Origin of the sequence: Micromonospora lupini (genome assembly GCF_026342015.1) — a bacterium.
Classification (GTDB): Bacteria; Actinomycetota; Actinomycetes; order Mycobacteriales; family Micromonosporaceae; genus Micromonospora; species Micromonospora lupini_B.
On sequence record NZ_JAPENL010000002.1, the window covers coordinates 1,391,664 to 1,416,024 of the forward strand.

Consider the following 24,361-nt stretch of genomic DNA (forward strand, 5'->3'; position numbering starts at 1 on the left):
TCCACACCCTGTGTACGTCCACCGGCTGGAACTGGTCGACTTCCGCTCGTACGAGCGGGTCGCCGTCGACTTCCAGCCGGGGGCGAACGTCCTGATCGGCGCCAACGGCGTCGGCAAGACGAACCTCGTCGAGGCGCTCGGCTACGTGGCGACCCTGGATTCGCACCGGGTCGCCACGGACGCGCCGCTGGTCCGGATGGGCGCTGCCTCTGCCGTGATCCGCTGCGCGGTGGTCCACGAGGGCCGGGAACTCCTCGTCGAGCTGGAGATCGTGCCGGGCCGGGCCAACCGGGCGCGGTTGGGCCGATCCCCGGCGCGGCGGGCGCGGGACGTGCTCGGCGCCCTGCGACTGGTGCTCTTCGCGCCGGAGGACCTGGAGCTGGTCCGCGGCGATCCGGCCGAGCGTCGTCGCTACCTGGACGACCTCCTGGTCAACAGGCAGCCCCGCTACGCGGGCGTACGGGCCGACTACGAACGGGTCGTCAAGCAGCGCAACGCTCTGCTGCGCACCGCGTACCTCGCCCGCAAGACCGGCGGCTCCCGGGGCGGCGACCTCGGCACCCTCGCCGTCTGGGACACCCACCTGGCCCAGCACGGCGCGGAGCTGCTCGCCGGCCGGCTGGAACTGGTCGCCGCGCTCACCCCACACGTCGCCAAGGCGTACGACGCGGTGGCGGCCGGGCGGGGTGCGGCCGGCATCGCGTACCGGCCCTCGATCGAGCTGGCCGAGCCGACCACCGAACGGGCCGTGCTTGTCGAGGCGCTGACCGCCGCGCTGGCCGCCTCCCGTTCCGCCGAGATCGAACGCGGCACGACCCTGGTCGGCCCGCACCGCGACGAGCTGGCCCTGTCCCTCGGTCCGCTCCCCGCGAAGGGGTACGCCAGCCACGGCGAGTCCTGGTCCTTCGCGCTCGCGCTGCGGCTGGCCGGGTACGACCTGCTGCGCGCCGACGGTATCGAGCCGGTCCTGGTGCTCGACGACGTCTTCGCCGAGCTGGACACCGGGCGCCGGGAGCGGCTTGCGGAGCTGGTCGGCGGGGCGAGTCAGCTGCTTGTCACCTGCGCCGTGGACGACGACGTGCCGGCCGCGCTGCGCGGCACCCGCTATCAGGTCGGCGAGGGGACGGTACGCCGTGTCGAATGAACCGGACGCCAGGCGAGCGGGGGCCGACCGCACCGGCAGCGGCCGCCAGGCCGGTGACGCCGCGAACGGGCGTACCGCAGGGTCGGGGGCGACCGCAAGCGGCGCGGCAGGTGTCGACGGGAGGCCGGCGGAGGGTGCGTCGGGGCCGGAGCTGGCCCGGGCGGTGCTCGACGCGGCGCTGTCCCGGCGGCAGACGGCGGCGCGCACCAGGCGTGCCCCCGGCGGCGGCGCGGGCACCGACGGCGCCGACGGCTCCGGACGGCGACTGCGTGGCTACTCCGGCCCCGGCCCCGACCCGCGCGACCCGCAGCCCCTCAGCGCCGTGCTGAACCGGCTGGTCAAGGCACGCGGCTGGCAGCAGCCCGCCGCCGAGGCCACCGTGTTCGGCGCCTGGGAGCGGGTGGTCGGCGCCGAGGTCGCCCAGCACAGCCGGCCGGTCAAGCTGGAAAACGGCGAGTTGACCGTGGAGGCGCGCTCGACGGCCTGGGCGACCCAGCTGCGGCTGCTCGCCGGCTCGCTGCTCAAGCAGATCGCCCAGGAGGTCGGTCACAACGTGGTGCGCAAGCTGCACATCCACGGCCCGGCGGCGCCGTCCTGGCAAAAGGGGCCGCGCCGGGTGCGCGGTCGGGGGCCGCGCGACACGTACGGCTGAGCCGGACCCCGCTCAGCGCCGCCGGTCGGCGTCACGGGCCGCCCGCTTGCGGTCGCGCTGCTCCTGGGTGTAGCGCTTGCGCTCGGCCAGGTCGCGTTTCCACGCCTCCCGGGCCGCCGTCGAGCCGCCCTGCACCGCGCCCTGGACGCCGTCGGCCGGACCGGCGAGGTGTCGAAAGGCCCACCGCAGGAGTCGACCGCCCTCGCCCGGGGCTCTGGTGGTCGCGCCGTCCTCGCTCATCTGCCGCCCTCTCGTCCACGTCACACCGGACCCTTGGTGTGGCAATGATTGGTGCACCAACAATCGTTACGATAGTCAGCATGCATCCCGAGGGCAACCGATGAGCGGCCAACCGGAGGGCGTCGACCCGTTGGCACTGGAACAGCAGGTCTGCTTCGCCCTGTCGGTCGCGGCACGCAGCGTGGTGGCCGTCTACCGGCCGCTGCTGGAACCGATGGGGCTTACCCACCCGCAGTACCTGGTGATGCTGGCGCTCTGGCAGCACGCGCCGCTGTCCGGCCGCGACCTCAGCCGCCTGTTGCAGCTCGACCCGGGCACCCTGTCACCCCTGCTCAAGCGGCTCGAAGCAGCCGGCTACCTGCGCCGCGAGCGCGACGCCGCCGACGAGCGCAGCCTCGCCGTCACCCTCACCGCCACCGGCGCGGAGCTGCGCGCCCAGGCCGAGCGGATTCCCGCCGCGATCGTGCAGCGCCTCGGGCTGCCCGTCGAGGACCTGCAGCACCTGCACGCGGTGCTCATGCAGGTGATCGCGGCGGCCAACCGGCCCGGCGGCGACCAGGCCGCGCCGCAGAGCGGGACGGCCGCTCAGGCGTCGGCGTAGACGGCGAAACCGCGCTCGGCACAGCGCCGGTAGAACGCCGCCAGCACGCCCAGCTCCGCACACGTGAAGTTCCACTGCGGCGGATCACCGCGCTCGTCGCGCAGCGCGTCGAGTCGGGTCTCCAGCCAGCGCAACTGCTGCTCGGCCAACCGGCCGTCGCCGAGCAGTGAGCGCAGCACGGTGCTCACCGACTCGAAGGTGACCGCTTCGCCGTTCGCGCGGTGCGCGCCCACGAACCGCTCGATGCCGCCCGCGATCCAGGAGCAGCCGTCCGGGTCGATCACCGGGTCCTCGTCCTCGGCGGCGGCGTCTGTGGCATACAACACACCTTCGAGGCCGAGCAGGAGATCCACAAGCTCGGTGTACGCGGTCGCCCGGACGGTGCCGGTCTTCGCGATCAGCTCGGCCAGCGCCGCCGTCGGCGCGGAGATCCGCGGCAGGTCGACGATCTCGCCGAAGTCGACGAACTCGGCCGGCGCCACCGGATCGTAGAAGCGGCCGGTCCGCGGCCAGTGCACCGCGACGTTGTCCAGCCCCATCTGTCACCTCTTAGAGAGCACGTGTCGGGTCGATCGGGTCGATCGTCCCGGTTCCGGCCGCTAAAGATCAAGGCCGCTTCCGGGGCGCCGCAAACGTACGGCACGGACGGTCCGGCCGCGACCCCCGACCCGCCCGAGCGCGGGTCAACCCGTTCGGGGACGGCGCGTGCGATCGGAGCATGGCGTGTGGGGGGAGTCGCGGGTTACGGGGTTCTGCCGGCTACGGACATCTCAGCCGCCCCGTTGAGGGTGCCGAGTGGTGGTTCTGTCCTCCGCGCACAGTAGGATTGACAGCGAGACGAAGACCCGGTGCGGGGCGAGGGACGGGGCCGATGGCCCCAGGATCATTCTCCACTCCGGGTCGAGCCGATCGCGATCCGCGGGCAACCGCGGCGACCGGCGCGTTCGACCCGCTGTCCGGAGGTCTCCGGCACCGGTCCACGCGCCGACGTCGCGTCCTGTCCGCCGAACCCGCGCCCGACGCGCCCTCCCGGCGCCGACGACGCGAGAAAGTGGCCGAGGGTGGCAGCGCAGGACAAGCAGGAGTACGGCGCAGAGTCGATCACCGTTCTCGAGGGGCTGGAGGCCGTCCGGAAGCGGCCCGGTATGTACATCGGGTCCACCGGTGAGCGCGGTCTGCACCACCTCGTCTGGGAGGTCGTCGACAACGCGGTGGACGAGGCGCTGGCCGGATACTGCGACACCATCGACGTGGTGCTGCTCGCCGACGGCGGAGTGCGGGTCACCGACAACGGCCGTGGTTTTCCGGTCGACCTCCACCCGAAGCTCAAGAAGCCGGGCGTCGAGGTCGCGTTGACCATCCTGCACGCGGGCGGCAAGTTCGACGGCAAGGCGTACGCGGTATCCGGCGGTCTGCACGGCGTCGGCGTCTCCGTGGTGAACGCGCTCTCCACCAGGATGTTCGTCGAGATCCACAAGTCCGGTTCCGTGTGGCGGCAGCACTACACCAACTCCAAGCCGAGCCCGCTGGAGAAGGGCGAGTCCACCGACAGCACCGGCTCGGCGGTCTCCTTCTGGCCCGACCCCGACGTCTTCGAGACCGTCGACTTCGACTTCCAGACCATCTACCGGCGCCTCCAGGAGATGGCCTTCCTCAACCGTGCCCTGCGCATCCACCTGCTCGACGAGCGGGTGGCCGAGGAGGAGGACGGCCGGCAGCGCGAGGTCACCTTCTACTACGAGGGCGGCATCGCCGACTTCGTCCGGCACCTCAACGCCTCCAAGAACCCGATCCACAAGACGGTGGTCGAGTTCGGCGCCGAGGAGGAGGGCATGTCGGTCGAGATCGCCATGCAGTGGAACGAGTCGTACGGCGAGTCGGTCTACACCTTCGCCAACACGATCAACACCCACGAGGGCGGCACCCACGAGGAGGGGTTCCGGTCCGCGCTGACAAGCGTGGTCAACCGGTACGGCACCGACAAGAAGCTGCTCAAGGGCGACGAGAAGCTCTCCGGCGAGGACATCCGGGAAGGACTCGCGGCGATCATCTCGGTCAAGCTGGCCAACCCGCAGTTCGAGGGCCAGACCAAGACCAAGCTCGGGAACACCCCGGTGAAGAGCTTCGTGCAGCGGGTCTGCAACGAGTGGCTTGTCGACTGGTTCGACCGCAACCCGGCCGAAGCCAAGATGATCATCACGAAGGCGTCCCAGGCGGCCCGTGCCCGGATCGCCGCGCAGCAGGCGCGCAAGCTGGCCCGGCGCAAGTCGCTGCTGGAGTCCGGCTCGATGCCGGGCAAGCTGGCCGACTGCCAGTCCACCGACCCGCGCGAGTCCGAGGTGTTCATCGTCGAGGGTGACTCGGCAGGTGGTTCGGCCAAGCAGGGTCGGGACCCGCGGACGCAGGCGATCCTGCCGATCCGCGGCAAGATCCTCAACGTGGAGAAGGCCCGGATCGACCGGGTCCTGAAGAACAACGAGGTCCAGGCGCTGATCACCGCGCTGGGCACCGGCATCCACGACGACTTCGACATGGAGAAGCTGCGCTACCACAAGGTGGTGCTGATGGCCGACGCGGACGTCGACGGCCAGCACATCCAGACGCTGCTGCTCACCCTGCTGTTCCGCTTCATGCGTCCGCTTGTCGAGCTGGGTCACGTCTACCTGGCCGCCCCGCCGCTTTACAAGATCAAGTGGAACAAGAGGGGCGACGACGCGCAGTACGCCTACTCCGACCGCGAGCGGGACGGGCTCATCGCGCTGCGCCAGCAGAAGAAGCCGAACGCCAAGCCGGACGACATCCAGCGTTTCAAGGGCCTCGGCGAGATGAACTATCCCGAGCTGTGGGAAACCACGATGAACCCGGCGACGCGTACCCTGCGTCAGGTCACGCTCGACGACGCTGCAACCGCAGACGAGTTGTTCAGCGTCCTGATGGGTGAGGACGTCGAGGCACGCCGGTCGTTCATCCAGCGCAACGCCAAGGACGTGCGGTTCCTGGATATCTGACGGACCTCGGCGGGCCGGTCGGGCAGCACCCGGCCGGCTCGCCGGTCCACAGAGTTATCCACAGCTTGGTCGGTATCCACAGCCGTTATCCACAGCACGAAAACGACTCTGAGTCTGATAAGGGTATACAGTGACCGATTCCCCCGAGTCCACACCGAACGAGCCCGAGGCTCCCGCCGAGGCACTCGCCGCCGTGGTCGCGCACGACCGGATCGAGCCGGTCGGGCTCGAGGTGGAGATGCAGCGCTCCTACCTCGACTACGCGATGAGCGTGATCGTCGGGCGCGCGCTGCCGGACGTCCGGGACGGGCTCAAGCCGGTCCACCGCAAGATCCTCTACGCCATGTTCGACTCCGGCTACCGGCCGGACCGCGGCTACGTGAAGTGCTCCCGCGTCGTCGGCGACGTGATGGGCCAGTTCCACCCGCACGGCGACTCGGCGATCTACGACGCGCTGGTCCGGATGGCGCAGCCCTGGTCGCTGCGCTACCCGCTTGTCGACGGCAACGGCAACTTCGGCTCGCCGGGAAATGATCCGGCTGCCGCCATGAGATATACCGAGTGCAAGCTCGACCCGCTCGCCATGGAGATGCTGCGGGACATCGACGAGGACACCGTCGACCTCCAGGACAACTACGACGGCCGGGCCAAGGAGCCCACGATCCTGCCGTCGCGGATCCCCAACCTGCTGGTGAACGGCTCCGAGGGCATCGCCGTCGGCATGGCCACCAAGATCCCGCCGCACAACCTGCGGGAGATCGGCGCGGCGGTGCAGTGGTGCCTGGAGCACCCGGAGGAGGACGAGGAGACAACCCTCGAAGCCCTGCTCGGCATCGTCAAGGGCCCGGACTTCCCGACCCACGGCCTGATCGTCGGCACGACGGCGATCCAGGACGCGTACCGCACCGGGCGGGGCTCGATCCGGATGCGGGCCGTGGTGGAGGTCGAGGAGGACAAGCGGGGCCGCCCCTGCCTGGTCGTCAGTGAGCTGCCCTACCAGGTCAACCCGGACAACCTCGCCGAGCGGATCGCCGAGCTGATCAAGGAGGGCAAGCTCGCCGGGATCGCCGACATCCGCGACGAGTCCTCGGGTCGTACCGGTATGCGGATCGTGCTGGTCCTGAAGCGCGACGCGGTCGCCAAGGTGGTGCTGAACAACCTCTACAAGCACACCCAGCTCCAGGAGACGTTCGGCGCCAACATGCTGGCCCTTGTCGACGGGGTGCCGCGCACGCTCAACCTGGCCCAGTTCATCCGCTACTACGTCGAGCACCAGATCGACGTGATCCGCCGGCGGACCGCCTTCCGGCTGCGCAAGGCCGAGGAGCGGGCGCACATTCTGCGTGGCCTGGGCAAGGCGCTGGACGCGCTGGACGAGGTGATCGCGCTGATCCGGCGGTCGCCGACCGTGGACGATGCCCGGCAGGGCCTGATCCGACTGCTGGAGATCGACGAGATCCAGGCGACCGCGATCCTGGACATGCAGCTGCGCCGGCTCGCCGCGTTGGAGCGGCAGCGGATCGTTGACGACCTGGCCAAGCTCGAGATCGAGATCGCCGACCTCAAGGACATCCTCGCCAAGCCGGAACGGCAGCGGAAGATCGTCTCGGAGGAGCTGGGCGAGATCGTCGCCAAGTGGGGCGACGATCGCCGGACGCAGATCATCCCGTTCGACGGCGAGGTCTCCATGGAGGACCTCATCGCCCGCGAGGACGTGGTCGTCACGATCACCCGGACGGGGTACGCCAAGCGGACCAAGGTCGACCTGTACCGCTCGCAGCGGCGCGGCGGCAAGGGCGTCAGTGGCGCCACGCTGCGACAGGACGACATCGTGAGCCACTTCTTCGTATGCTCGACGCACGACTGGATCTTGTTCTTCACGAACAAGGGCCGGGTGTACCGGGCCAAGGCGTACGAGTTGCCGGAGGCCAGTAGGGTAGCCAAGGGCCAACACGTGGCCAATCTGCTCGCCTTCCTACCCGACGAGCAGATCGCGCAGATCATCGAAATCCCGAACTACCAGGTAGCCCCCTATCTGGTACTGGCCACGAAGAACGGCCTGGTGAAGAAGACGCGGCTCGAGGAGTTCGACTCCAACCGTTCCGGCGGAATCATCGCGATCAACCTGCGCGATGAGGACGAGCTGGTCGGTGCTGCGCTGGTGGCGCCGGAGAACGACCTGCTGCTGGTCTCCAAGAAGGCGCAGGCGATCCGGTTCAACGCCTCCGACGAGGCGCTGCGGCCGATGGGCCGGGCTACCTCGGGCGTGATCGGCATGCGCTTCACGGACGACGACGTCCTGCTCGCCATGGAGGTCGTTCGGGACGGTTTGGACGTCCTGGTGGCCACGAACGGGGGATACGCGAAACGTACCCCGATCGAGGAATACCCGGTGCAGGGCCGGGGAGGTAAAGGCGTGCTGACTGCGAAGATCACCGAACGGCGCGGTGGTCTGGTCGGTGCCGTGGTGATCGACCCAGACGACGAGTTGTTCGCGATCACCAGCAACGGTGGTGTCATCCGGACTCCGGTGAAGCCTGTACGCCGTACGCGTGACCGGAACACAATGGGGGTCAAGCTGATGGACCTCCCGGACGGCGTGACTATCGTGGCGATTGCTCGCAATGCCGACGAGCCTGACGAACAGGACTAGTTGAATGACGGAGACACAGGCGAAGTCGGGGAACACGGGGACCTCGGCCAACCCGGTCGACGAGGAGGCCGCCAAGGGCGGCACACCAGCGACCGGCCGCGCGGCCGTGGGCCGGGCCACGGTTCCCGCCGACGCGCCTGCCCCGAAATTCACCCGGGCTCCCGGCATGACACCTCCGCCGGAGCAGCCCGGCGAGGACGGGGGATCGGGCGACGCCAAAGCCGATACGTCGGCTGTCGAGGCACCGACGTCTGCCGGGGTGGCCCCCACGGCGGCCGCCCCGACCCCGGCCCGGCCGACGACCACCCAGCCGATCAACACTCGACCCGGTCAGGCGACATCGACCGGGTCCACCGGCACCCAACCCCGGATCATGCCGGGCATGTCCCAGCCGGACCCGGGGCGTACGGCCCCGGGCGGTCGGCCCGCAAGCGGCGGTGGCCTGCCGCCAGGGATCGGCAACGCGTCGGCAGTCGGGGCCGCTCGCGTCGGTGAGGCGGTACGCGCCGCGCGTAGCTCGGTCAGCTCGGCGGCGTCCCGCGGACCGCGCCGGGCCCGGCTGAACCTCAAGCGGATCGACCCCTGGTCCGTGATGAAGTTCGCGTTCGCCGTCTCGGTGGTGCTGTTCATCGTCGTGGTGGTTGCCACGTCGGTGCTCTACCTGGCGCTGGACGCGATGGGCGTGTTCCAGAGCGTCAACGACAGTCTCAGCGACCTGGTAAACGCCGGCGGTGGGCAGAGCACCAACGGCTTCCAGATCACCGCCAAGGGCGTGATCCTCAGCTCGGCGCTGATCGGCCTGGTCAACGTGGTGCTGTTCACCGCGCTGGCCACGCTGGGAGCGTTCGTCTACAACGTCTGCGCCGACCTCGTCGGCGGGATCGAGCTGACGCTCGCCGAGCGGGACTGAGTGTGACCGGGGCGCCGGGGCACCGCGGAATGCGGTCGCTCCGGCGCCCCGTACTCGGGTAGGTTTTGCAGGCGGCGACGGCCCGGCTCGCAGGTTCGGACCCCGATTTGGGGCCGGCGGAGCGGATGGGTTAATCTTGCTCGTCGCAACGCGGGGCTATAGCTCAGTCGGTTAGAGCGCAGAGCTGATAACTCTGAGGTCGATGGTTCGATTCCATCTAGCCCCACCGCACATCGTCCGACGCTAGTCGAGCGCGAGGGGTCGCCCCATGTTCAAGAAGCTGCTGATCCTGGCCGGCGTCGTCGGCGTGGCTGCCGTCGTCTTCAACAAGGTCAAGGCCGCCAACGACGAGCGTGCCCTGTGGCACGAGGCGACCACCGCGCCCGACCTGCGCTGACGTCCCGGCCGGCGATGACATCATCGCCGTCGCCGCTCACGGGGCCCTAGCTCAACTGGCAGAGCACTGCCTTTGCAAGGCAGGGGTTAGGGGTTCGAGTCCCCTGGGCTCCACCAGCACTTTCCTCGGTTGACCTCGGTCTCGAGAACAGCCAAGGGGTCACGCCGTTCACTCCTCGCCCAGCACGCAATCGATGGCCGAGGCTAGCCTGACGATGAGATCCCTGAATCACCCCGGCAGTCGCACGCCTTCAGTGCAGCCCTACGACCTGCTGAAGCAGTGTTCTGTCGGCAGAATTCAAGCCGTCGTCATCAAGCAGCGTGCGTAGCACCGACGCGTGTGCAGAGAACACCGCCCTGCACTGCTCGCGTTCCGGATGGTCGCTGTCGTTGCCGAGTAGCAGCACCGCGCGCTCGTTATCCGCGTCGACTGGCCGTGACAGCTCGGCGGTGACGACCACGAGGTCGAGCAGGTCGGACCGCACCGGAATTCCCGGATCGGCTGTCAGACGAAGCAGGAACGGCAACGCTGCTGGCATTGCCGCGCTCAGGTGGAAGACACCGCTCATCAGAACGTTTGTCAGCAGACGGGCGGCCTCGGGGGCGGCAACCTGATCCAGCAGTCCATAGAACAGAGAAGGAACGTCGGCGGGACAGCCAGGGATCTCAGACCACACAATCTCTGCGCAGCCCCGCAGCGCGGGATGCTCATTGTCGGCCCGACGAACATGCGCATGATCCTCAAGGAACCGGCCAACAGCGGCTTTGTTGGCCGCAGCATCCACCACGCACATCCGCCTTCGCCCCCATGTCGCATGACGCTCGTTCCAACGTCCCTGGTTGCGCTGTCCCCAAACCAAGGCGCGCGCAAGCACAGTGGACCATGCCCCGGTCGTACAGCCGAGCCAGCCGACGGGCAGGGTCCGCTGCGAGATCCGCCTGCTCGCGGCGCCCGGACGGTAGCCGCCCCGGCCGACTCGCCTGGAAGCCGTCTATCGCCGGGACGAAACAATCCCTCAAAGCAGGCGCCCGGCCCGACGAAGCGTCGAGCCGGGCGCGTTGAGTGAGTGAGCTATGCCACGAAGCGGGAACGGCGTCGGCGTCCGATCAGGTAGCCCGCTCCGCCGAGTACCAGAAGCGCACCGCCGATGCTGGCCACGGTCGCGGTGTCGGCACCAGTCACGGGCAGCCCGCCACCCCCGCCGCCAGGGGCGGCCAGGCTGACGGAGGGGGTCGGCACGACGGTCGTCGTGGCGCTCGGGGTCTGCGTGGGCCGAGTCGTCGAGGTCGGCGTGGGCTGGGACGCGCAGTCAAGCGCACGCGCCTCGTACAGGCCGTTGTTCAGGTAGGCCAGATAGACGTCGACGGACGACTGGCCAAGCACCTTCTGCGCGGCTTCCTCCACGTTGGGTCCGGCGTCAGTAAACGTCTGGTTCACCGTGACCCGCAGATCCGTTGACCAGATCCTCTGCACGTCCGTCTTGACGAATGCGCGGAGGTCGGCCGAGGGGTCGTTCAGCTGCGTCGTTATCGCGTCGGGCAGATCAGGCAAGGCGTCGGTCTTCGCAAAGTGCAGGAGCTGGGCGGTCAACACCCGCACCTCTTGATCGGTGGCGGTATCCACGTTGATGGTGTAAAGCTCGCGGATGTCCTTGTAGACCTTGCGCTCGACCGTTTGGCAGGCCGCGTCCAGCCCGGTTGACTCGGCTTGCGCCGCCGCCGGTGCCGCCGGGACCAGCAAGGCCAGCGCTATCAGGACACCCGCTGGGATTCTCCGTCGCATGTGGAACTTCCTCCCCGTTGCAAATCAAAACATGGGGATCCTACTGTCGATGGCCGTTCCGCGATGTCCTGGCCGATATGGCCGAGCTGGTAGGGACGGCTGTCACTGGCGATAACCTCTTTCGGAGTGCGCGACACACCGACATGATCTCCGGAATGGAGCAGAGTCCGACACCGGTCCTCATGCAGATCTACTGCCGGGTGGAGGTGCTCGTCACGGATCCCGCGGCTGTCACCGCTCACGCCGTGGCCGACCTGCGGGCTGCCGACATCGACTGGTCCACCGAGGAGGACGACCTGGCAACGGCAGTCGAGGAGCTGCGGGCCGATCTCCCCACCTCGTTGGCGGGTGTGGTGGACCTCGACCGGCTCGCCGACGGCATTCCGGGGGTGGAGTTTCGCGGCGGTCTCTGCTGGGCGGAGTCGGAGCCGCCGCGGGATCCATTCCGAGAGAGGCGGGTGAGCTGACTCGGGCCGAGGCGGTGACCGTCCGCAGGGCATGGGCGCGTGTGCGGATGCCGTAGACGAGAAGGCACACGGTCCGGTGAGCGTGATGACTCTCAGGTATGAATATGACTCTGAGGTATGGCGCTCGTTGGACCAGCCGGTCCCGCTCAAGCGTCAGCCGTCCGTGCCGGTCTCCTCGGTCTCGGCAGGGGCGGTCTCGGCAGGGGCGGTCTCGGCAGGGGCGGTCTCGGCAGGGGCGGTCTCGGACGTGGGCTGCGCGAGGTCCGGGCGGGCCGACGGGAGGTGCTCCACCAGTCTGGTGAGCGCGCCGTTGGCGAAGGTGGCGCCGAGCGCCGATCCGGCGCCGATCGTCCAGCCCACCGGGCCGAGCGGCGTGCAGCCGAAGAACTGGCTCACCCCTGGCGTCTGCACCACCACGACCAGCACCCCGAGCGACGCCGCCGTGGACGCCAGCACCGCCGGGCTGGTGCCGCCGGCCAGGATGGTCTGGCCGAGCTGGGTGCCGACCAGCGAGACGAGGGCGACAGTTCCCGCCCGCCGCTGGCGTCCGGTGTACCGGGCCAACGTCCAGCCTACTGTCGCGCCCAGCGTGGTGGACGCCGCGCGGAGCCCGATCTCCCTGGTGAGGGTCTCACCGAGCGACTGGTCGGGGCCCTCCCGGAGCAGCCCGTCGGTGCGGTCCGAGGCGGGTGGGCGGACGGCGATGGCCAGCGCCGGCGCCAGGTCGGTGAGCAGGTTGACGAGCAGCAGTTGCCGACCGGTGAGGGCGGAACGGCCGGTCACCGCGGCGGTGAGCACGCTGAACGCGATCTCGCCGAGGTTGCCGCCGACGAGGATGCTCAGCGCGTGGCGGACCGACGACCACATCGCGCGACCCTCGACCAGGGTGGCGATGATGGTCTCCAGGCGGTCGTCGGTGACCACCAGGTCGGCGGCGGCGCGGGCTGCCGGTGTGCCGCGTTGACCGAGGGCGATTCCGACGTCGGCCAGCCGGATCGCCGGGGCGTCGTTGGCGCCGTCGCCGGTCATCGCCACGGTCCGCCCGCACTTCTGCAACGCCTGGATGATCCGCACCTTGTGCGCCGGGGTGCAGCGGGCCACCACGTCGGTGTGGGCCAGCCGCTCGGCGAGCGCGTCGTCGTCCAACTGGTCGAGTTCGGTGGCGGTGACCACCCGCTGCTCGTCGTGCTCGCTGATGGTGGCGGCGATCGCCTCGGCGGTGGCCGGGTGGTCACCGGTGATCATGATGGTGTGGACGCCGGCCTGCCGGATCCGGCGTACCGCCGGGGCGGCGCTCTCCCGGACCCCGTCGGCGAGGGCCAGGAAACCCACGAACGTCAACCCCCGGACGTCCGAGTCGGTGACCTGCGCGGCGTCCACCTCGCACTCCGCGACGGCCAGGATCCGGTGCCCCGCCCCGGCCCGATCGGCCAGCAGCCGGTGCAGCTCCGCGCGGCCGGCGTCGTCAAGCGGCTCCTGCCGGCCGTCGGCACGCCGCGTCGCGCAGCGCGGCAAAACCGTCTCCGGAGCGCCCTTGACGCTCAGCAGCAGGCGACCCTCGGTCTCGCCGATGCTCGCGTGGTAGCCGCGGGACGGCTCGAACGGCAGCCCGCCGGCGGCCCGCCAACCGGCGGCGCCGGTCTGCTCCACCACCCCGGCCGTGGCGGCGCCCCGCCGGACCGCCCGGTCGGTCTGCAACGCCAAGTCTTCCGGCTTGGCCGCGGCGGGGGTGGCCCGCAGGGCAGTGGCGAGGGTCAATCGGAGCCGGTCGTCGAGCCGGTCCACCGGGGCGTACCGGTCGCCGACGCCGTCGCCGACCCCGGCGAGCAGCAGCTGACCCTCGGTGAGGGTGCCGGTCTTGTCGAAGCAGAGGACGTCGACCCGGCCCAACGCCTCGATCGTGCGCGGGTTGCGGACCAAGGCGCCGTGCTCGGCCAGCCGCCGGGCGGCGGCCAGCTGCGCGGCGCTGACCAGGAACGGCAGCCCCTCCGGCACCGACGCCACGGCGAGGTTCGCGGCGGTCGCCGCCGTCTCGGCCAGCGGTACGCCCCGAAGCAGCCCCGCGCCGGCCACGGCGATCGCGGAACCCGCGGCCAACGGGATCGCGGCGCTTGTCAACGAGCCGAGCCGGGCTTCCACCCCGCTGGTCGGGGGCGCCTGCTTGACAAGCGCCAGGCTGCGCCCGGATTCGGTGTCGACGCCTGTCGCCACCACCACTGCGGTTCCGTGGCCGGCGGCGACTGTGGTGCCCTCGTACAGCATGGAGTGCCGGTCGGCGATGGCCGCGGCGACGACCGCCCGGTCGCTCTTGGCGACAGGCAGCGACTCGCCGGTAAGCGACGACTCGTCCGCCTCCAACCCGACCGCTTCGAGCACCCGGCAGTCGGCCGGCACCGAGTCTCCCGGTTCGAGGCTGATGACGTCCCCGAGGACGAGGTCCTCGGCCGCGACTACCCGCTCGGCGCCGTCCCGGCGGACCCGCGCGGTCACCGCCGAACGGGACAGCAGCTCCGCCAGAGACCGTTCGGTGTTGCGTTCGTGTACCGCCCCGATCAGGGCCGACCCGCCGACGACGCTGCCCACCAAGGCGGCGTCGACAAGTGAGCCGAACGACGCGGAGAGCACCGCCCCGGCGGCCAGTACGGGGGTGAGCGGGTTGGACAGCTCGTCGAGGAACGCCCGCAGCAGTCCACCGCCGGCGGGTGTGTCCCCGCCGCCCGGCCCGTGACCGTCGTGTCGGCGGTGCGCCTCCGCGCTGGCCAGCCCGTCCGGGGTGGTGCCCAGGCGGTCGAGCACGGTCCGGACCGGCATCAGGTGCCAGGCGGTCGCCACGGGCGCCGGCGTGTCCGACTGGTCGGGCAACCGGCGGGCCTGCCAGACCCCGTTGGCGAAGGCCAACCCGGCCGCGCCGTTGACCGCGACGAGCGACCGGTGTGGAAGCTGGGTCGGTGGGGCCGTGAACGCGCCAAGCGCCCCGAGCCCGGTGCCCGCCACGGCGAGCCGGATGTTCTGCTGCGTCATTCGCCGGGCCGCCCCGGTCGCCTCGATGACCAGGGACACCACCCGCAGGTCGGTGCCGACAAGCAGGTGCGCTCCCCACGGCGGCAGCTCGTCCGGAGCGGACATCCCCAGCCCGCAGTCGGACGCGCCGAGCGCCGCCCGGTCCCCGGAGACCAGCATCACCACCGCCCCGTCGCGCTGCAACGCGCGTACGGAGTCCGCCAGCCGATCCCCGCCGGGCAGCAGCGCGTCGGCGAAGCCGTACCGCTGCTCGTCGCCACCGGCCACGATCAGCTTCAGACCGGCGTGGCGGGCGGCGGCCGGTAGGCCGTCGACACCCGGCGCGGGCTCGGGTTCGACCCGCAGCAGCGCCGCGAGCCGGCCGGAGTGGGTGAGCCCGAGCAACTGCCCGCCGGCCGCGCGCAGCCGTTCGCCGTCCGGCACGTCGCCGGGACCACCCGCCGGGAGTTGGTCCAGGGGTGCCAGCCGCCAGCCGTCCAGCTCCTGCGAGCCGGTCGGGTCGTTCGGGTCGAACAGTGCGAACGCCCGCTCGGCCACCTCGTCGACGTCCGCCTCGGATGCCGGGGCCAGGTCGGCGAGGACGCCCCGCTCCGAGCCGAGAACCGCGGCGTCCAGCACCAGCGTGTCGATCCGGTCCAGCTCCCGCAGCACGCCGCGGTCCATCGCGATCACCCCGCGCCGGGCTAGGACCCGGCCGAGCTGCGCCGCGTACCCCTCCCGTCCGCTGCCCGGGGCCTTGGGCAGCGCGGACAGGCCCAGTGCGGCGGCTCGCTTGCGCCCGGCGAACGGTGTCGCGGCCACCGCGGCCGCCGTGCCGGCGGTCAACATCCGGTTGATGTAGCGCTCGACCGGGCCGTCCGGCTTCGGGCGGGGACGCTCGACCGCCGGCCACCGTGCGGTGGCGCGCTCCGGGTCGCCGGTCAACCCTGGCTCGGCCTTCTCCCACGCGGCGAGTTGTGCCCGCGCCTCGCCCCACTGCACCATCCGTTGGGCGCCGTCGAGAACGATCCCCGTCCAACGGCCGGTCAGACCCTGCACCACCGCCTCGGCCAGCGGAAAGATGACGTCGGCGCGAGGGTCGGAGCGCAGCCGCCGGCCCACGAACGCGTGCAGCTTCGGTTGCAGGTCACCGGCGGCCAGCAGGCCGGCGACCTCGCCGGGCAGCGGCGCGAACGGCAGCAGCCGGGTGGCCGCCGAAATGGTCAGGCCCAGCGCGTCCGAGGCGAGTGCGCCCAGGGTGCGCGGGGTGCGCGGCCCCTCCTCCGGCGGGTGCGGGGGCGGGATCTCCGGGTCCGGCTCGTGGTCACAGGTGCTCTCGATCCGGTCGATCGTGGCGATGAGGTCCCGCAGCCTCGGCTCGGGGGCTTGTACGGCCACCACCACCCGGCCGGACGGGGCGTTCACCCGGGCCCAGGCCACCCCGGGCAACCGCTCCAGCGCGGCCTCCACCTGCCGGGCCAACCGGTCGCCACCGTCCTGGCAGACGCCGTGCACCTCGATGTGGTGCCGGCCGGGGCGCGACCAGACCCGACGCCGGGTCAGCCCCGCCGTCCGGGCCAGCCGGGTCGCCGCCGACCCGACGGTCCGGGATGCCTCCCCGATCAGATGCGGCACGCCGATGGACGGCAGGAGGCGGCCGGCGGCGCGACCCGCCGCCGTCATCGAGGCGTACGGCCGGACGGACGCCGACCCGACTCTCCGTTGTCGCTGCAGGTGCCGTCGGTCATCTCGTCCTCCCACCGCCTCACGTCCGGCGGCATGGCTTCCCGACCTGGCGTCCGTTATGCCCCTTGGAGCACCGGAACTTTGCGGGGCCGACCGCGCATGGACGGGGTGGGCGGTGGAACCCGACGACCATCACCGGACACGGGGAGGCCGGAATGAGCACGTTCACGCGACACCTCAACGGCGCACACGAGAACGTTCGGATGTATCGCCGGCGGTTCGAGCTGCCGATGCTGGGTGAGGTGGCGGTGCCACCACCGGACAAAATCGCCTACTACGCCGGGCTCGGCGTGCTGGCCGCGTTGCAGGTGATCGAATGGCCGCTCGCCCTGGTGATCACCGCCGGGCACGTCCTGGCGGACCAACACCTGTCGGGACTGGTACGCGGCGTCGGGGAGGCACTCCAGGAAGCCTGACGAGAGCCGGGTCACCACCTGTTGACATGAATCCGGGTTGAGGTCGCAGGCTCGGTGCATGTCGAGCCGAACCGCCACCCCCGTTCCGGCCCCTGCGGGGCTGTTCGTACCCCGGCTGCGGGCGATGACTGTGGGCAGCGTCGCGCTGGTGTCGCTGCTGGCGTTCGAGGCGTTGGCGGTCGGCACCGCCATGCCGACCGTCGCGCGCAGCCTCGACGGGTTGGCGCTGTACGGCATCGCCTTCGGCGGCCCGTTCGCCGCCGGTGTGCTGGCCATGGTCGTTTCCGGCATCTGGTGTGACGCACGGGGGCCCCGAGCACCGATGTGGCACGGCGTCGGCTGGTTCGTGGTCGGGCTGCTGATCGCCGGGACCGCGCCGGTGATGACCGTGCTGGTGGTTGGACGGGTCGTGCAGGGTTTCGGCTCCGGGTTGCTCTCGGTGGCGCTCTACGTGATCGTCGGGCAGGCGTACCCCGAGGAGCTGCATCGGCGGATCTTCGCCGCGTTCGCGGCGGCGTGGGTCGTACCGTCGCTTGTCGGGCCGGCGCTTGCCGGCCTGGTCGTCGAATACCTGGGCTGGCGGTGGGTCTTTCTCGTGGTGCCGGCGGTGGCCGTCCCGGCGGTGTTGCTGATCCATCCGGGCCTGCGGTCGCTGGACCGGACCGTGCCGACCAGGCCGCCGGCCGGAGCGCTGGCGCGCATCGGCTGGGCCTGTGGGGCGGGCGTGAGCGCCGCACTGCTGCACATCGGGGGACAGCAGCGTGGCGCGGCGGCCCCGGCGGTGATCGCGCTCGCCCTGGCCGGCCTGCTGGTCTGCGCGCCGCGACTGCTGCCGCCGGGGTTCCTGCGGGCGGCTCGCGGACTGCCCACGGTTGTCGGTCTGCGCGGTCTGGCGTCGGCGGCGTTCGTCGGCGCGGAGGTGGTCATCCCGTTGATGCTCTCGCGGGAGCGGGGACTGTCACCGACCGCCGCCGGGCTTGTTCTCACGGTGGGCGCGTTGGCCTGGTCGGTGGGCTCCTGGATGCAGGGCCGCTTTCCGCAGCCGGCCTCCCGGGCCAGCCTGCCCCGGCTCGGGTTGTGCTGCATCACGGCCGGCACCGCGACTGTGGCGCTGGCCGTCCGACCCGAGCTGCCGGTGGCCGTCGCCGTGCTGGGCTGGGCGGTGGCGGGGCTCGGCATGGGCCTGCTGTACCCGTCGTTGTCGGTGCTCACCCTGGAGCTGTCCGCGCCCGGCGAGCAGGGACGCAACAGCTCGTCGCTGCAACTGGGCGACTCGCTCTTCGCGGCGACCGTGCTGGCGCTCACCGGTGCCGTCCTGGCCGCAGGGAGCGCGCCCGGCCCCGCCAGCTACGTGGTGACCCTGGTGGTGGCGGCCGGTCTGGCGCTTGTCGGCGCGCTGCTGGCCGGCCGGGTGGTGGTGGACGGGACCGCACGGCCGGGCGGGTGATCCGCTGAGGATTCGACGTGTCCGGACCGGGTGGGCGCAAGGATGGCAGGCGATGAACTTCCTGACCGTCCTGCCGCTGGCCGTGGTGATGGTCGCCGGGACCCAGCTGGTCGTGGCGGTCTTCCTCGCGTCGTCCGACCGGCCGCGGGCCGCGTCGTTGGGCTTCCTCGCCGGCGCCGGCCTGGTCGTCGCCGCCGGGGTGACGGTGAGCTGGTTGCTGACCCGGTTGCTGGGCGGGTTGGCGACCGACGCCAGCGCGGCCGCCAGCAGGATCGATCGCGGTCCGGCAATCGACCTGGTGGTGCTCGCGCTGCTGGTCAGCCTGGCCCTTCTGGTCTGGCTGCGCCGCAACCGGTCCGGGCCGCCACGCTGGCTGGGCAGCGTCAGCCACGCCGATCCGCGCTGGGCCGCGCGGACGGGCGCGCTGCTCTTCGTGGTGACGCCTACCGACCTCCTCACCATGGCGACGGTGGGCGCGACAGTCGCCCGACACGACCTCCCGTGGTGGCACCTGGTGCCGTTCGTGCTGCTCACCGTGCTCCTGCTCGCGGTGCCGCTGCTCGCGTTGGTGCTGCTCGGGCAGAAGGCGGCGCGGGTGCTCGCGCGGATGCGGGAGTGGGCCGAGGCGCACTCCTGGATCGTCAACGAGATCGTGATCGCGTTCTTCGCGCTGCTGACCGTGCTGGACCTGATCCGCTCGGGGTGAGCCGTCACGTGTGCCGTCGCGCGGTCGTCATCAGCATGACGGGTCCGCGGAGGAGGAGAGGACGATGAGGGTTCTGGTCACCGGGGCGGGTGGTCGACTGGGGAGCGACGTGCTGGCGCGGCTGCGCGACGACGGGATGAGCGTCCGGGCCAGCAGCCGCCGGCCGCGTACCGGCCCGGACGTGGAGTGGGTCGTGGCCGACCTGGCCACCGGGGACGGGCTGGCCGAGGCGGTGACCGGGGTGGACGCGGTGCTGCACCTGGCGTCCTCGCCCCGGGCGCGTACGCACCAGGTGGACGTGCTGGGCACCCGTCGACTGGTGGTGGCCGCCGCCGCGGCCGGCGTCCCGCACCTGGTCTACATCTCGATCGTCGGGGTGGACCGGGTGCCGATTCCGTACTACCGGCACAAGCTGGCCGCCGAGCAGGTGGTCGCGGCCGGCCAGGTGCCGTGGTCGGTGCTGCGCGCCACCCAGTTCCCCCAGTTCCTCGACGATCTGTTGGCGAGAAGCGCGCGGCTGGGCCCGGTGCTCGGTGACCGGGCGGTGCTCGCCCAGCCGGTCGACCCCGGTGAGGTGGCCGCCCGGCTCGCGGCCCGGCTGGCCGCCGGCCCGCTCGGGGGAATCGAGGAGTTCGGTGGGCCACAGGTGCTCCGCTTCGACGAGGCGGTCCGTGCCTGGCGGGACGCGCGGGGGTCACGCCGACCGCTGCTGCCGGTACGGATTCCCGGCCGGCTCGGCCGCGAGCTGCGCGCCGGTGGGCTGGTCACCGAGGCGCTGCCGCGGGGTGTGCGTACCTGGGCCGACCATCTCTCGGACACGTACGGGGGAACCGCGCGGAGATGAGAGGGATGCCGGTTCACGTTCGTCTTACGGTGACGCCATGTTCGTTGTCGTCACCACGGTGATCCTCTACGTCTTCGGTTTCGTCTTCCTCTACGGCGTGATCCGGCTGGGTGTCCGGCACGCGCTTGAGGACCTGGAACTGCAACGGGCCCGAGCTCGACGCGAGGAGGAGCTGGCGGCCGCCCGCGACCAATCCTTCCTGCGCGACAACGCGTTCCTCGCCGGCAGTTGAGCCGCGACGTGGGGGTGGTGCCGCGGAACGGCTCGGGAGTCGGCGGGCGATCCGGCGGCGCGGGTGCGAGGATCGCACCCGTGATGGGAACGCTGAAGACCGAACCGGCCCGTGCCCGCCTTGATCTGCTCGCCGCCCCGGTGGCGGAGGCCATCGCCCAGTGGCCTGCCGACGCGCCGGTGGACGTCGACGACGTGCTGGTCGCGCCGATCGACGCCGACCTCGCCGACACGGCGGCGTTCTGCGAGGCGTACGAGGTGGGGCTCGACGTGTCGGCCAACTGTGTCGTGGTGGCCGGGAAACGCGAGGGTGTGGTCCGTTACGCGGCCTGCATCGTGCTGGCCACCACCCGGGCCGACGTGAACGGGGTGGCCCGGCGGGCGCTTGACGTGCGCAAGGCGAGCTTCGCCCCGATGACCGACGCGGTCGAGTTGACAGGCATGGAGTACGGCGGCATCACCCCGATCGGGCTGCCGGCCCAGTGGCCGATCCTCGTGGACGCGCGGGTGATCGCCACCCCGCACGTGATCATCGGATCCGGTGTACGGCACAGCAAGATCGCGCTGCCGGGGCCGGCGCTTGGCGCGCTTCCTGGCGCGCAGGTGGTGGAGGGCCTGGCCAGGCCGGCCTGACCAGGCACCGACATCGATACCGTTGCACGTGAAACATCGCCTCGGTCGATGCCTTAGCCTGCTGCGGCCTCCCGCTGCTCGACCTCGGCCAGCGCGGCGAGGAGCGTCTCCGTCTCCTGGGCGCCGCTGACCGCGTACTTTCCGGCAAGCACGAACGTCGGGACGCCCGTGATGCCCAGGTCGCGGGCGGCGGCCAACTCGGCGGCGAGTTCGGCGGTCCGCTCGTCCGAGTCGAGGAACCGGCGAGCGTCCGCGGCGTCCAGGCCGATCCCGCCGGCGACGGCGGCCAGCGCCTCCCGCGAGCCGAGGTCGACGCCCCCGGTGAAGTGCGCCTGGTAGAGGGCCTCCACCATCTCGGCCGCCCGGCCGCGCTCGGCGGCGTAGGCGACCAGGCGGTGCGCGTCGAAGGTGTTCGCGGCCACCGCGCTGTCGTAGTCCAGCCGAAGCCCGTCCCCCGCCGCGGCCTGGACCGCCCGCGCGACCATCTGCCGGGCGCGCTCCGGGCCGCCGAACTTCTCGGCCAGCGCGTCGATGACCGGGCGGGGCTCGGACACCGGCGACGGATCGAGCTGGAACGGCCGGTACCGGACGGTCACCTCGCCGTCGTAGCGGGCGAGCGCCTCGTCGAGTCGGCGCTTGCCGAGGTAGCACCACGGGCAGACGACGTCGGCGTAGATCTCGATCTCCATGATCGGTGGCAACTGCCCACTCAGTCGACTTGTTCCCGGACCTGCCGCTTGAGCCGACCCAGGATCGCCGTGCCGCCGCGCACCCGCAGTGGGCTGATCGCCTGGGCCAGGCCCATCCGCTGGTAGAGGTCGTCCGGCACGGCCAGCACCTCCTCGGCGCTCGCGCCGGCCAGACCCTCGGCGAGGATCCCGGCGAAGGCCCGGGTGGTGGGTGCCTCCGGCGGGCAGTCGAACAGGGTCTCGACAGTCCCGTCCGGTGTCACCCGGGCGCGCAGGAAGAACGCGGTCTGGCACTCGGGCACCTGCTCCATGCCCTCGTGCCCGGCGGCGTCGGCGGGCAACGGCGGGATGACGTCGGCGTACTCCAACAGCATCTCCAGCACCAGGTCGCGTGGCGCGGCAGCGAACTCGTCGACGATCTCGGCCAGTCGGGCCGGCATGTCAGCCATGCGTCGAGGCTACCGCCGGCGATTCCTAGACCGTCGGCGACTGTTCGCTGATCTCGCTCAACGCGCTTGTCGGGTCGAGCTGCATGGCCAGGTCACCGAGCGAGACGATCCCCACCAGCTTGCGGTCGCTGTCGCAGACCAGCACCCGGCGGATGCCCCGGTCCCGCATGAGCGCCGCAGCCTCACCCGCCGTGCAGTGCTGCTCGATCATGACCACCTCGCGGGTGACTATCGAACCGATTGTGGTGGCCGCAGGTGAGCTGTTCTCGGCCACCGCCCGCACCACGATGTCGCGGTCGGTGAGCATGCCGGCGAGGGTGGCGCCGTCGGTGACAACGACGTCGCCGATGTCCGCCTCCTTCATCACCCTGGCCGCCTCGTCCAGGGTGGTCTCGGCCGGCAGATACACGACCTGCTTGGTCATCACGTCGCTGACCCGGTAACCGGTCATGAGATCCTCCGAAGACGTATCACCCGATCCGACTGCACTACCCCGTGACGCGGTGGCTACACCAGGTTCGCACGCTCCCGCCGTGTCTCGTCGACGATCCGCTCCACCGCAGCGTCCACCGCCAATTCCGCGCGCCCGCCGCCGACCCGCTCGCGCAGTTCCACGTACCCGTCGGCCAGTCGGCGGCCGACCACGACGGTCCGTGGGATGCCGATCAGCTCCGCGTCGGTGAACTTCACCCCGGCCGAGACGTGCGTCCGGTCGTCGACGAGCACCCGCAGGCCGGCGGCGGCCAGGCGTCCGCCGAGGTCCAGCGCCGCGTCGAGCTGCGGGCCCTTGCCGGCGACCACAAGGTGTACGTCACACGGCGCGACCGCCGCCGGCCAACAGAGCCCCCGGTCGTCGTGGTGCTGCTCGGCGATGGCCGCGACCGCCCGGGAGATCCCGATGCCGTAGCAGCCCATGGTGGGCCGGACCGGCTTGCCGGCCGGCCCGAGCACGTCGACAGCGAACACGTCGGTGTACCGGCGACCGAGCTGGAAGATGTGCCCGATCTCGATGCCCCGCCGAATGGTCAGCTGGCCGTCGCCGCAGTCGGGGCAGCTGTCGCCCGCGCGCACCTCGGCCGCCTCCACGGTGCCGTCGGGCGTGAAGTCCCGCCCGCAGACCACGCCCGTCGCGTGTCGACCCGGCTCGTTCGCCCCGGTCAGCCATGCGGAGCCGGTCACCACACGGGGGTCGACCAGGTAGCGGACGCCCAGCTTGCCGAGCACCTGCGGACCGATGTACCCGCGCACCAGCTCCGGATGCTCGGCCCACTCGTCGAAGACGGCCACCTGGGCCGGCTCCAGCGCGGCGGCGAGCCGCTTCAGGTCGACCTCCCGGTCACCGGGCAGGCCGACCACCAGGAGTTCGGCCCGCTCGGCGCCCGGCTGACGCACGGTCAACACGACGTTCTTCAGGGTGTCGGCGGCGGTCCAGTCGTCCCGGTCACCGAGCCGGCGGGCGTTCGCCACCTCGACCAGGCTGGCGATCGTCGCGGTCTCGGGGGTGTCGTGCACCTCGGCCGGGGGCGCGGCGGTGGGGTCGCCGGCGGCGGGCGCCCGGGTGACGACGGCCTCGGTGTTGGCCGCGTAGTCGCAGGCGGTGCAGCCGACGAACGTGTCCTCACCGACCGGGGTCGCGGCCAGGAACTCCTCCGACGCCGAGCCGCCCATCGCGCCGGACATCGCGTGCACCACCGTGTGGTCCAGGCCCAGCCGGTCGAAGATCCGCTGGTACGCCGCCCGGTGCCGGGCGTACGCGTCCCGCAGCCCCGCCTCGTCCAGGTCGAACGAGTACGCGTCCTTCATCAGGAACTCCCGGCCGCGCAGCAGGCCGGCCCGGGGTCGCGCCTCGTCGCGGAACTTCGTCTGCACCTGGAACAGCGTCACCGGAAAATCCCGGTACGAGGTGAACAGGTCCTTGACCAGCAGCGCCGCCATCTCCTCGTGGGTGGGCGCCAGCAGGTGCTCCGCGCCGCGCCTGTCGGCGAGAGTGAAGATGTCGTCGCCGTACTCCGTCCAGCGGCCACTGGTCCGGTAGGGCTCGGCGGGCAGCAGCGCCGGGAAGTGCACCTCCTGGTCGCCGATCGCGACCAGCTCGGCACGCACGACCTCGGTGATCCGGTCCAGCACCAGCTTGCCCAGCGGCAGCCACGTGTAGCCGCCCGGCGCGGCGCGACGGATGTAGCCGGCGCGCAGCAGCAGCCGATGGCTCGGCACCTCCGCGTCGGCCGGATCCTCGCGCAGGGTCCGTAGCAACAGGGTCGACATGCGTAGCAGCATTCGCGCAGATTAGTACCGCGAGTCCCGACCCGACGATCCAATTCGGCCGCGCCTGCCCGACGGCAGGTT

Annotated in this window: 23 protein-coding genes and 2 tRNA genes; 16 read left to right on the forward strand and 9 right to left on the reverse strand. The window is 71.3% G+C overall.

Annotated features, from left to right (window positions below):
• The first annotated feature begins 10 nt into the window (after window positions 1–10).
• Both recF and OOJ91_RS21305 read left to right on the forward strand, forming a co-directional pair.
• Window positions 11–1,144: a DNA replication/repair protein RecF gene (gene recF / locus OOJ91_RS21300; protein ID WP_266247538.1), complete on the forward strand. Its 1,134-nt coding sequence runs from the start codon at window positions 11–13 to the stop codon at window positions 1,142–1,144.
• A complete protein-coding gene (locus tag OOJ91_RS21305) occupies window positions 1,134–1,796 on the forward strand; it encodes a DUF721 domain-containing protein (protein WP_266247541.1) in 663 nt (220 codons plus the stop codon). The genes recF and OOJ91_RS21305 overlap by 11 nt, the downstream gene beginning before the upstream one ends.
• Window positions 1,797–1,808: 12 nt before the next feature.
• On the opposite strand, the gene OOJ91_RS21310 is transcribed toward OOJ91_RS21305, so the two are convergent.
• The gene (locus OOJ91_RS21310; RefSeq protein ID WP_007453920.1) at window positions 1,809–2,036 is read right to left on the reverse strand and encodes a hypothetical protein; all 228 of its coding nucleotides are present in this window, start codon (window positions 2,034–2,036) and stop codon (window positions 1,809–1,811) included.
• Between the two features lie 100 nt (window positions 2,037–2,136).
• Between OOJ91_RS21310 and OOJ91_RS21315 the strand changes: the two genes are divergently transcribed.
• The gene (locus OOJ91_RS21315; RefSeq protein ID WP_266247542.1) at window positions 2,137–2,637 is read left to right on the forward strand and encodes a MarR family winged helix-turn-helix transcriptional regulator; all 501 of its coding nucleotides are present in this window, start codon (window positions 2,137–2,139) and stop codon (window positions 2,635–2,637) included.
• Here the strand turns inward: OOJ91_RS21315 and OOJ91_RS21320 are convergent.
• Window positions 2,622–3,176 carry a hypothetical protein gene (locus OOJ91_RS21320; RefSeq protein ID WP_266247543.1) on the reverse strand — a complete coding sequence of 185 codons (555 nt, stop codon included), beginning with the start codon at window positions 3,174–3,176 and terminating at the stop codon, window positions 2,622–2,624. The genes OOJ91_RS21315 and OOJ91_RS21320 overlap by 16 nt on opposite strands.
• 522 nt (window positions 3,177–3,698) lie before the next feature.
• Here OOJ91_RS21320 and gyrB point away from each other — a divergent pair.
• The 6 genes from gyrB to OOJ91_RS21350 all read left to right on the forward strand — a co-directional run bounded on the left by gyrB (window position 3,699) and on the right by OOJ91_RS21350 (window position 9,721).
• Window positions 3,699–5,645 (forward strand): DNA topoisomerase (ATP-hydrolyzing) subunit B, encoded by a 1,947-nt coding sequence (gene gyrB, locus OOJ91_RS21325; protein WP_266247544.1) that lies wholly within the window; start codon window positions 3,699–3,701, stop codon window positions 5,643–5,645.
• Window positions 5,646–5,775: 130 nt separating this feature from the next.
• A complete protein-coding gene (gene gyrA / locus OOJ91_RS21330) occupies window positions 5,776–8,298 on the forward strand; it encodes a DNA gyrase subunit A (RefSeq protein WP_266247545.1) in 2,523 nt (840 codons plus the stop codon).
• A gap of 4 nt (window positions 8,299–8,302) precedes the next feature.
• Complete coding sequence (locus tag OOJ91_RS21335; RefSeq protein WP_266247546.1) at window positions 8,303–9,208, forward strand: DUF3566 domain-containing protein; 906 nt, start codon at window positions 8,303–8,305, stop codon at window positions 9,206–9,208.
• Window positions 9,209–9,360: 152 nt separating this feature from the next.
• Window positions 9,361–9,434: transfer RNA gene (locus tag OOJ91_RS21340), tRNA-Ile, on the forward strand.
• A gap of 42 nt (window positions 9,435–9,476) precedes the next feature.
• Window positions 9,477–9,605: a DLW-39 family protein gene (locus tag OOJ91_RS21345; protein ID WP_007453934.1), complete on the forward strand. Its 129-nt coding sequence runs from the start codon at window positions 9,477–9,479 to the stop codon at window positions 9,603–9,605.
• Window positions 9,606–9,645: 40 nt separating this feature from the next.
• Window positions 9,646–9,721, forward strand: a tRNA-Ala gene (locus OOJ91_RS21350).
• Between the two features lie 134 nt (window positions 9,722–9,855).
• On the opposite strand, the gene OOJ91_RS21355 is transcribed toward OOJ91_RS21350, so the two are convergent.
• Window positions 9,856–10,392, reverse strand: a complete 537-nt coding sequence (locus OOJ91_RS21355; protein ID WP_266247549.1) for a hypothetical protein — start codon at window positions 10,390–10,392, stop codon at window positions 9,856–9,858.
• Window positions 10,393–10,676: 284 nt separating this feature from the next.
• Entirely contained in the window at window positions 10,677–11,387 is a 711-nt protein-coding gene (locus tag OOJ91_RS21360; RefSeq protein ID WP_266247551.1) for an LPXTG cell wall anchor domain-containing protein, read from the reverse strand.
• Between the two features lie 155 nt (window positions 11,388–11,542).
• On the opposite strand from OOJ91_RS21360, the gene OOJ91_RS21365 reads away from it, so the two are divergent.
• The gene (locus OOJ91_RS21365; RefSeq protein WP_266247552.1) at window positions 11,543–11,854 is read left to right on the forward strand and encodes a hypothetical protein; all 312 of its coding nucleotides are present in this window, start codon (window positions 11,543–11,545) and stop codon (window positions 11,852–11,854) included.
• Between the two features lie 153 nt (window positions 11,855–12,007).
• Here OOJ91_RS21365 and OOJ91_RS21370 read toward each other — a convergent pair whose 3' ends face one another.
• On the reverse strand, window positions 12,008–16,537 hold the full coding sequence (locus tag OOJ91_RS21370) for a cation-translocating P-type ATPase (RefSeq protein WP_266247553.1): 4,530 nt from the start codon (window positions 16,535–16,537) through the stop codon (window positions 12,008–12,010).
• A 218-nt stretch (window positions 16,538–16,755) separates the two neighbouring features.
• Here OOJ91_RS21370 and OOJ91_RS21375 point away from each other — a divergent pair, with 218 nt between their 5' ends.
• The 6 genes from OOJ91_RS21375 to OOJ91_RS21400 all read left to right on the forward strand — a co-directional run bounded on the left by OOJ91_RS21375 (window position 16,756) and on the right by OOJ91_RS21400 (window position 20,877).
• Window positions 16,756–17,016, forward strand: a complete 261-nt coding sequence (locus OOJ91_RS21375; RefSeq protein ID WP_266247555.1) for a hypothetical protein — start codon at window positions 16,756–16,758, stop codon at window positions 17,014–17,016.
• A gap of 58 nt (window positions 17,017–17,074) precedes the next feature.
• Window positions 17,075–18,463, forward strand: coding sequence for an MFS transporter (locus tag OOJ91_RS21380; RefSeq protein WP_266247557.1), 1,389 nt, complete (start codon window positions 17,075–17,077; stop codon window positions 18,461–18,463).
• Between the two features lie 52 nt (window positions 18,464–18,515).
• Window positions 18,516–19,169 (forward strand): GAP family protein, encoded by a 654-nt coding sequence (locus tag OOJ91_RS21385; RefSeq protein ID WP_266247559.1) that lies wholly within the window; start codon window positions 18,516–18,518, stop codon window positions 19,167–19,169.
• Between the two features lie 64 nt (window positions 19,170–19,233).
• Window positions 19,234–20,013, forward strand: a complete 780-nt coding sequence (locus OOJ91_RS21390; protein WP_266247560.1) for an SDR family oxidoreductase — start codon at window positions 19,234–19,236, stop codon at window positions 20,011–20,013.
• Window positions 20,014–20,050: 37 nt separating this feature from the next.
• The gene (locus OOJ91_RS21395; RefSeq protein WP_266247562.1) at window positions 20,051–20,245 is read left to right on the forward strand and encodes a hypothetical protein; all 195 of its coding nucleotides are present in this window, start codon (window positions 20,051–20,053) and stop codon (window positions 20,243–20,245) included.
• Between the two features lie 83 nt (window positions 20,246–20,328).
• Window positions 20,329–20,877, forward strand: a complete 549-nt coding sequence (locus OOJ91_RS21400; protein ID WP_266249789.1) for a YbaK/EbsC family protein — start codon at window positions 20,329–20,331, stop codon at window positions 20,875–20,877.
• Between the two features lie 53 nt (window positions 20,878–20,930).
• Here the strand turns inward: OOJ91_RS21400 and OOJ91_RS21405 are convergent, their stop codons facing one another.
• The 4 genes from OOJ91_RS21405 to OOJ91_RS21420 are packed head-to-tail and all read right to left on the reverse strand — an operon-like array spanning window position 20,931 to window position 24,292.
• Window positions 20,931–21,566, reverse strand: coding sequence for a DsbA family oxidoreductase (locus tag OOJ91_RS21405; protein ID WP_266247563.1), 636 nt, complete (start codon window positions 21,564–21,566; stop codon window positions 20,931–20,933).
• 20 nt (window positions 21,567–21,586) lie between these two features.
• Window positions 21,587–22,015 (reverse strand): SufE family protein, encoded by a 429-nt coding sequence (locus OOJ91_RS21410; protein ID WP_266247564.1) that lies wholly within the window; start codon window positions 22,013–22,015, stop codon window positions 21,587–21,589.
• Between the two features lie 25 nt (window positions 22,016–22,040).
• Complete coding sequence (locus OOJ91_RS21415) at window positions 22,041–22,466, reverse strand: CBS domain-containing protein (RefSeq protein ID WP_124816146.1); 426 nt, start codon at window positions 22,464–22,466, stop codon at window positions 22,041–22,043.
• 56 nt (window positions 22,467–22,522) lie between these two features.
• The gene (locus OOJ91_RS21420; protein WP_266247565.1) at window positions 22,523–24,292 is read right to left on the reverse strand and encodes a proline--tRNA ligase; all 1,770 of its coding nucleotides are present in this window, start codon (window positions 24,290–24,292) and stop codon (window positions 22,523–22,525) included.
• Window positions 24,293–24,361: the final 69 nt, after the last annotated feature.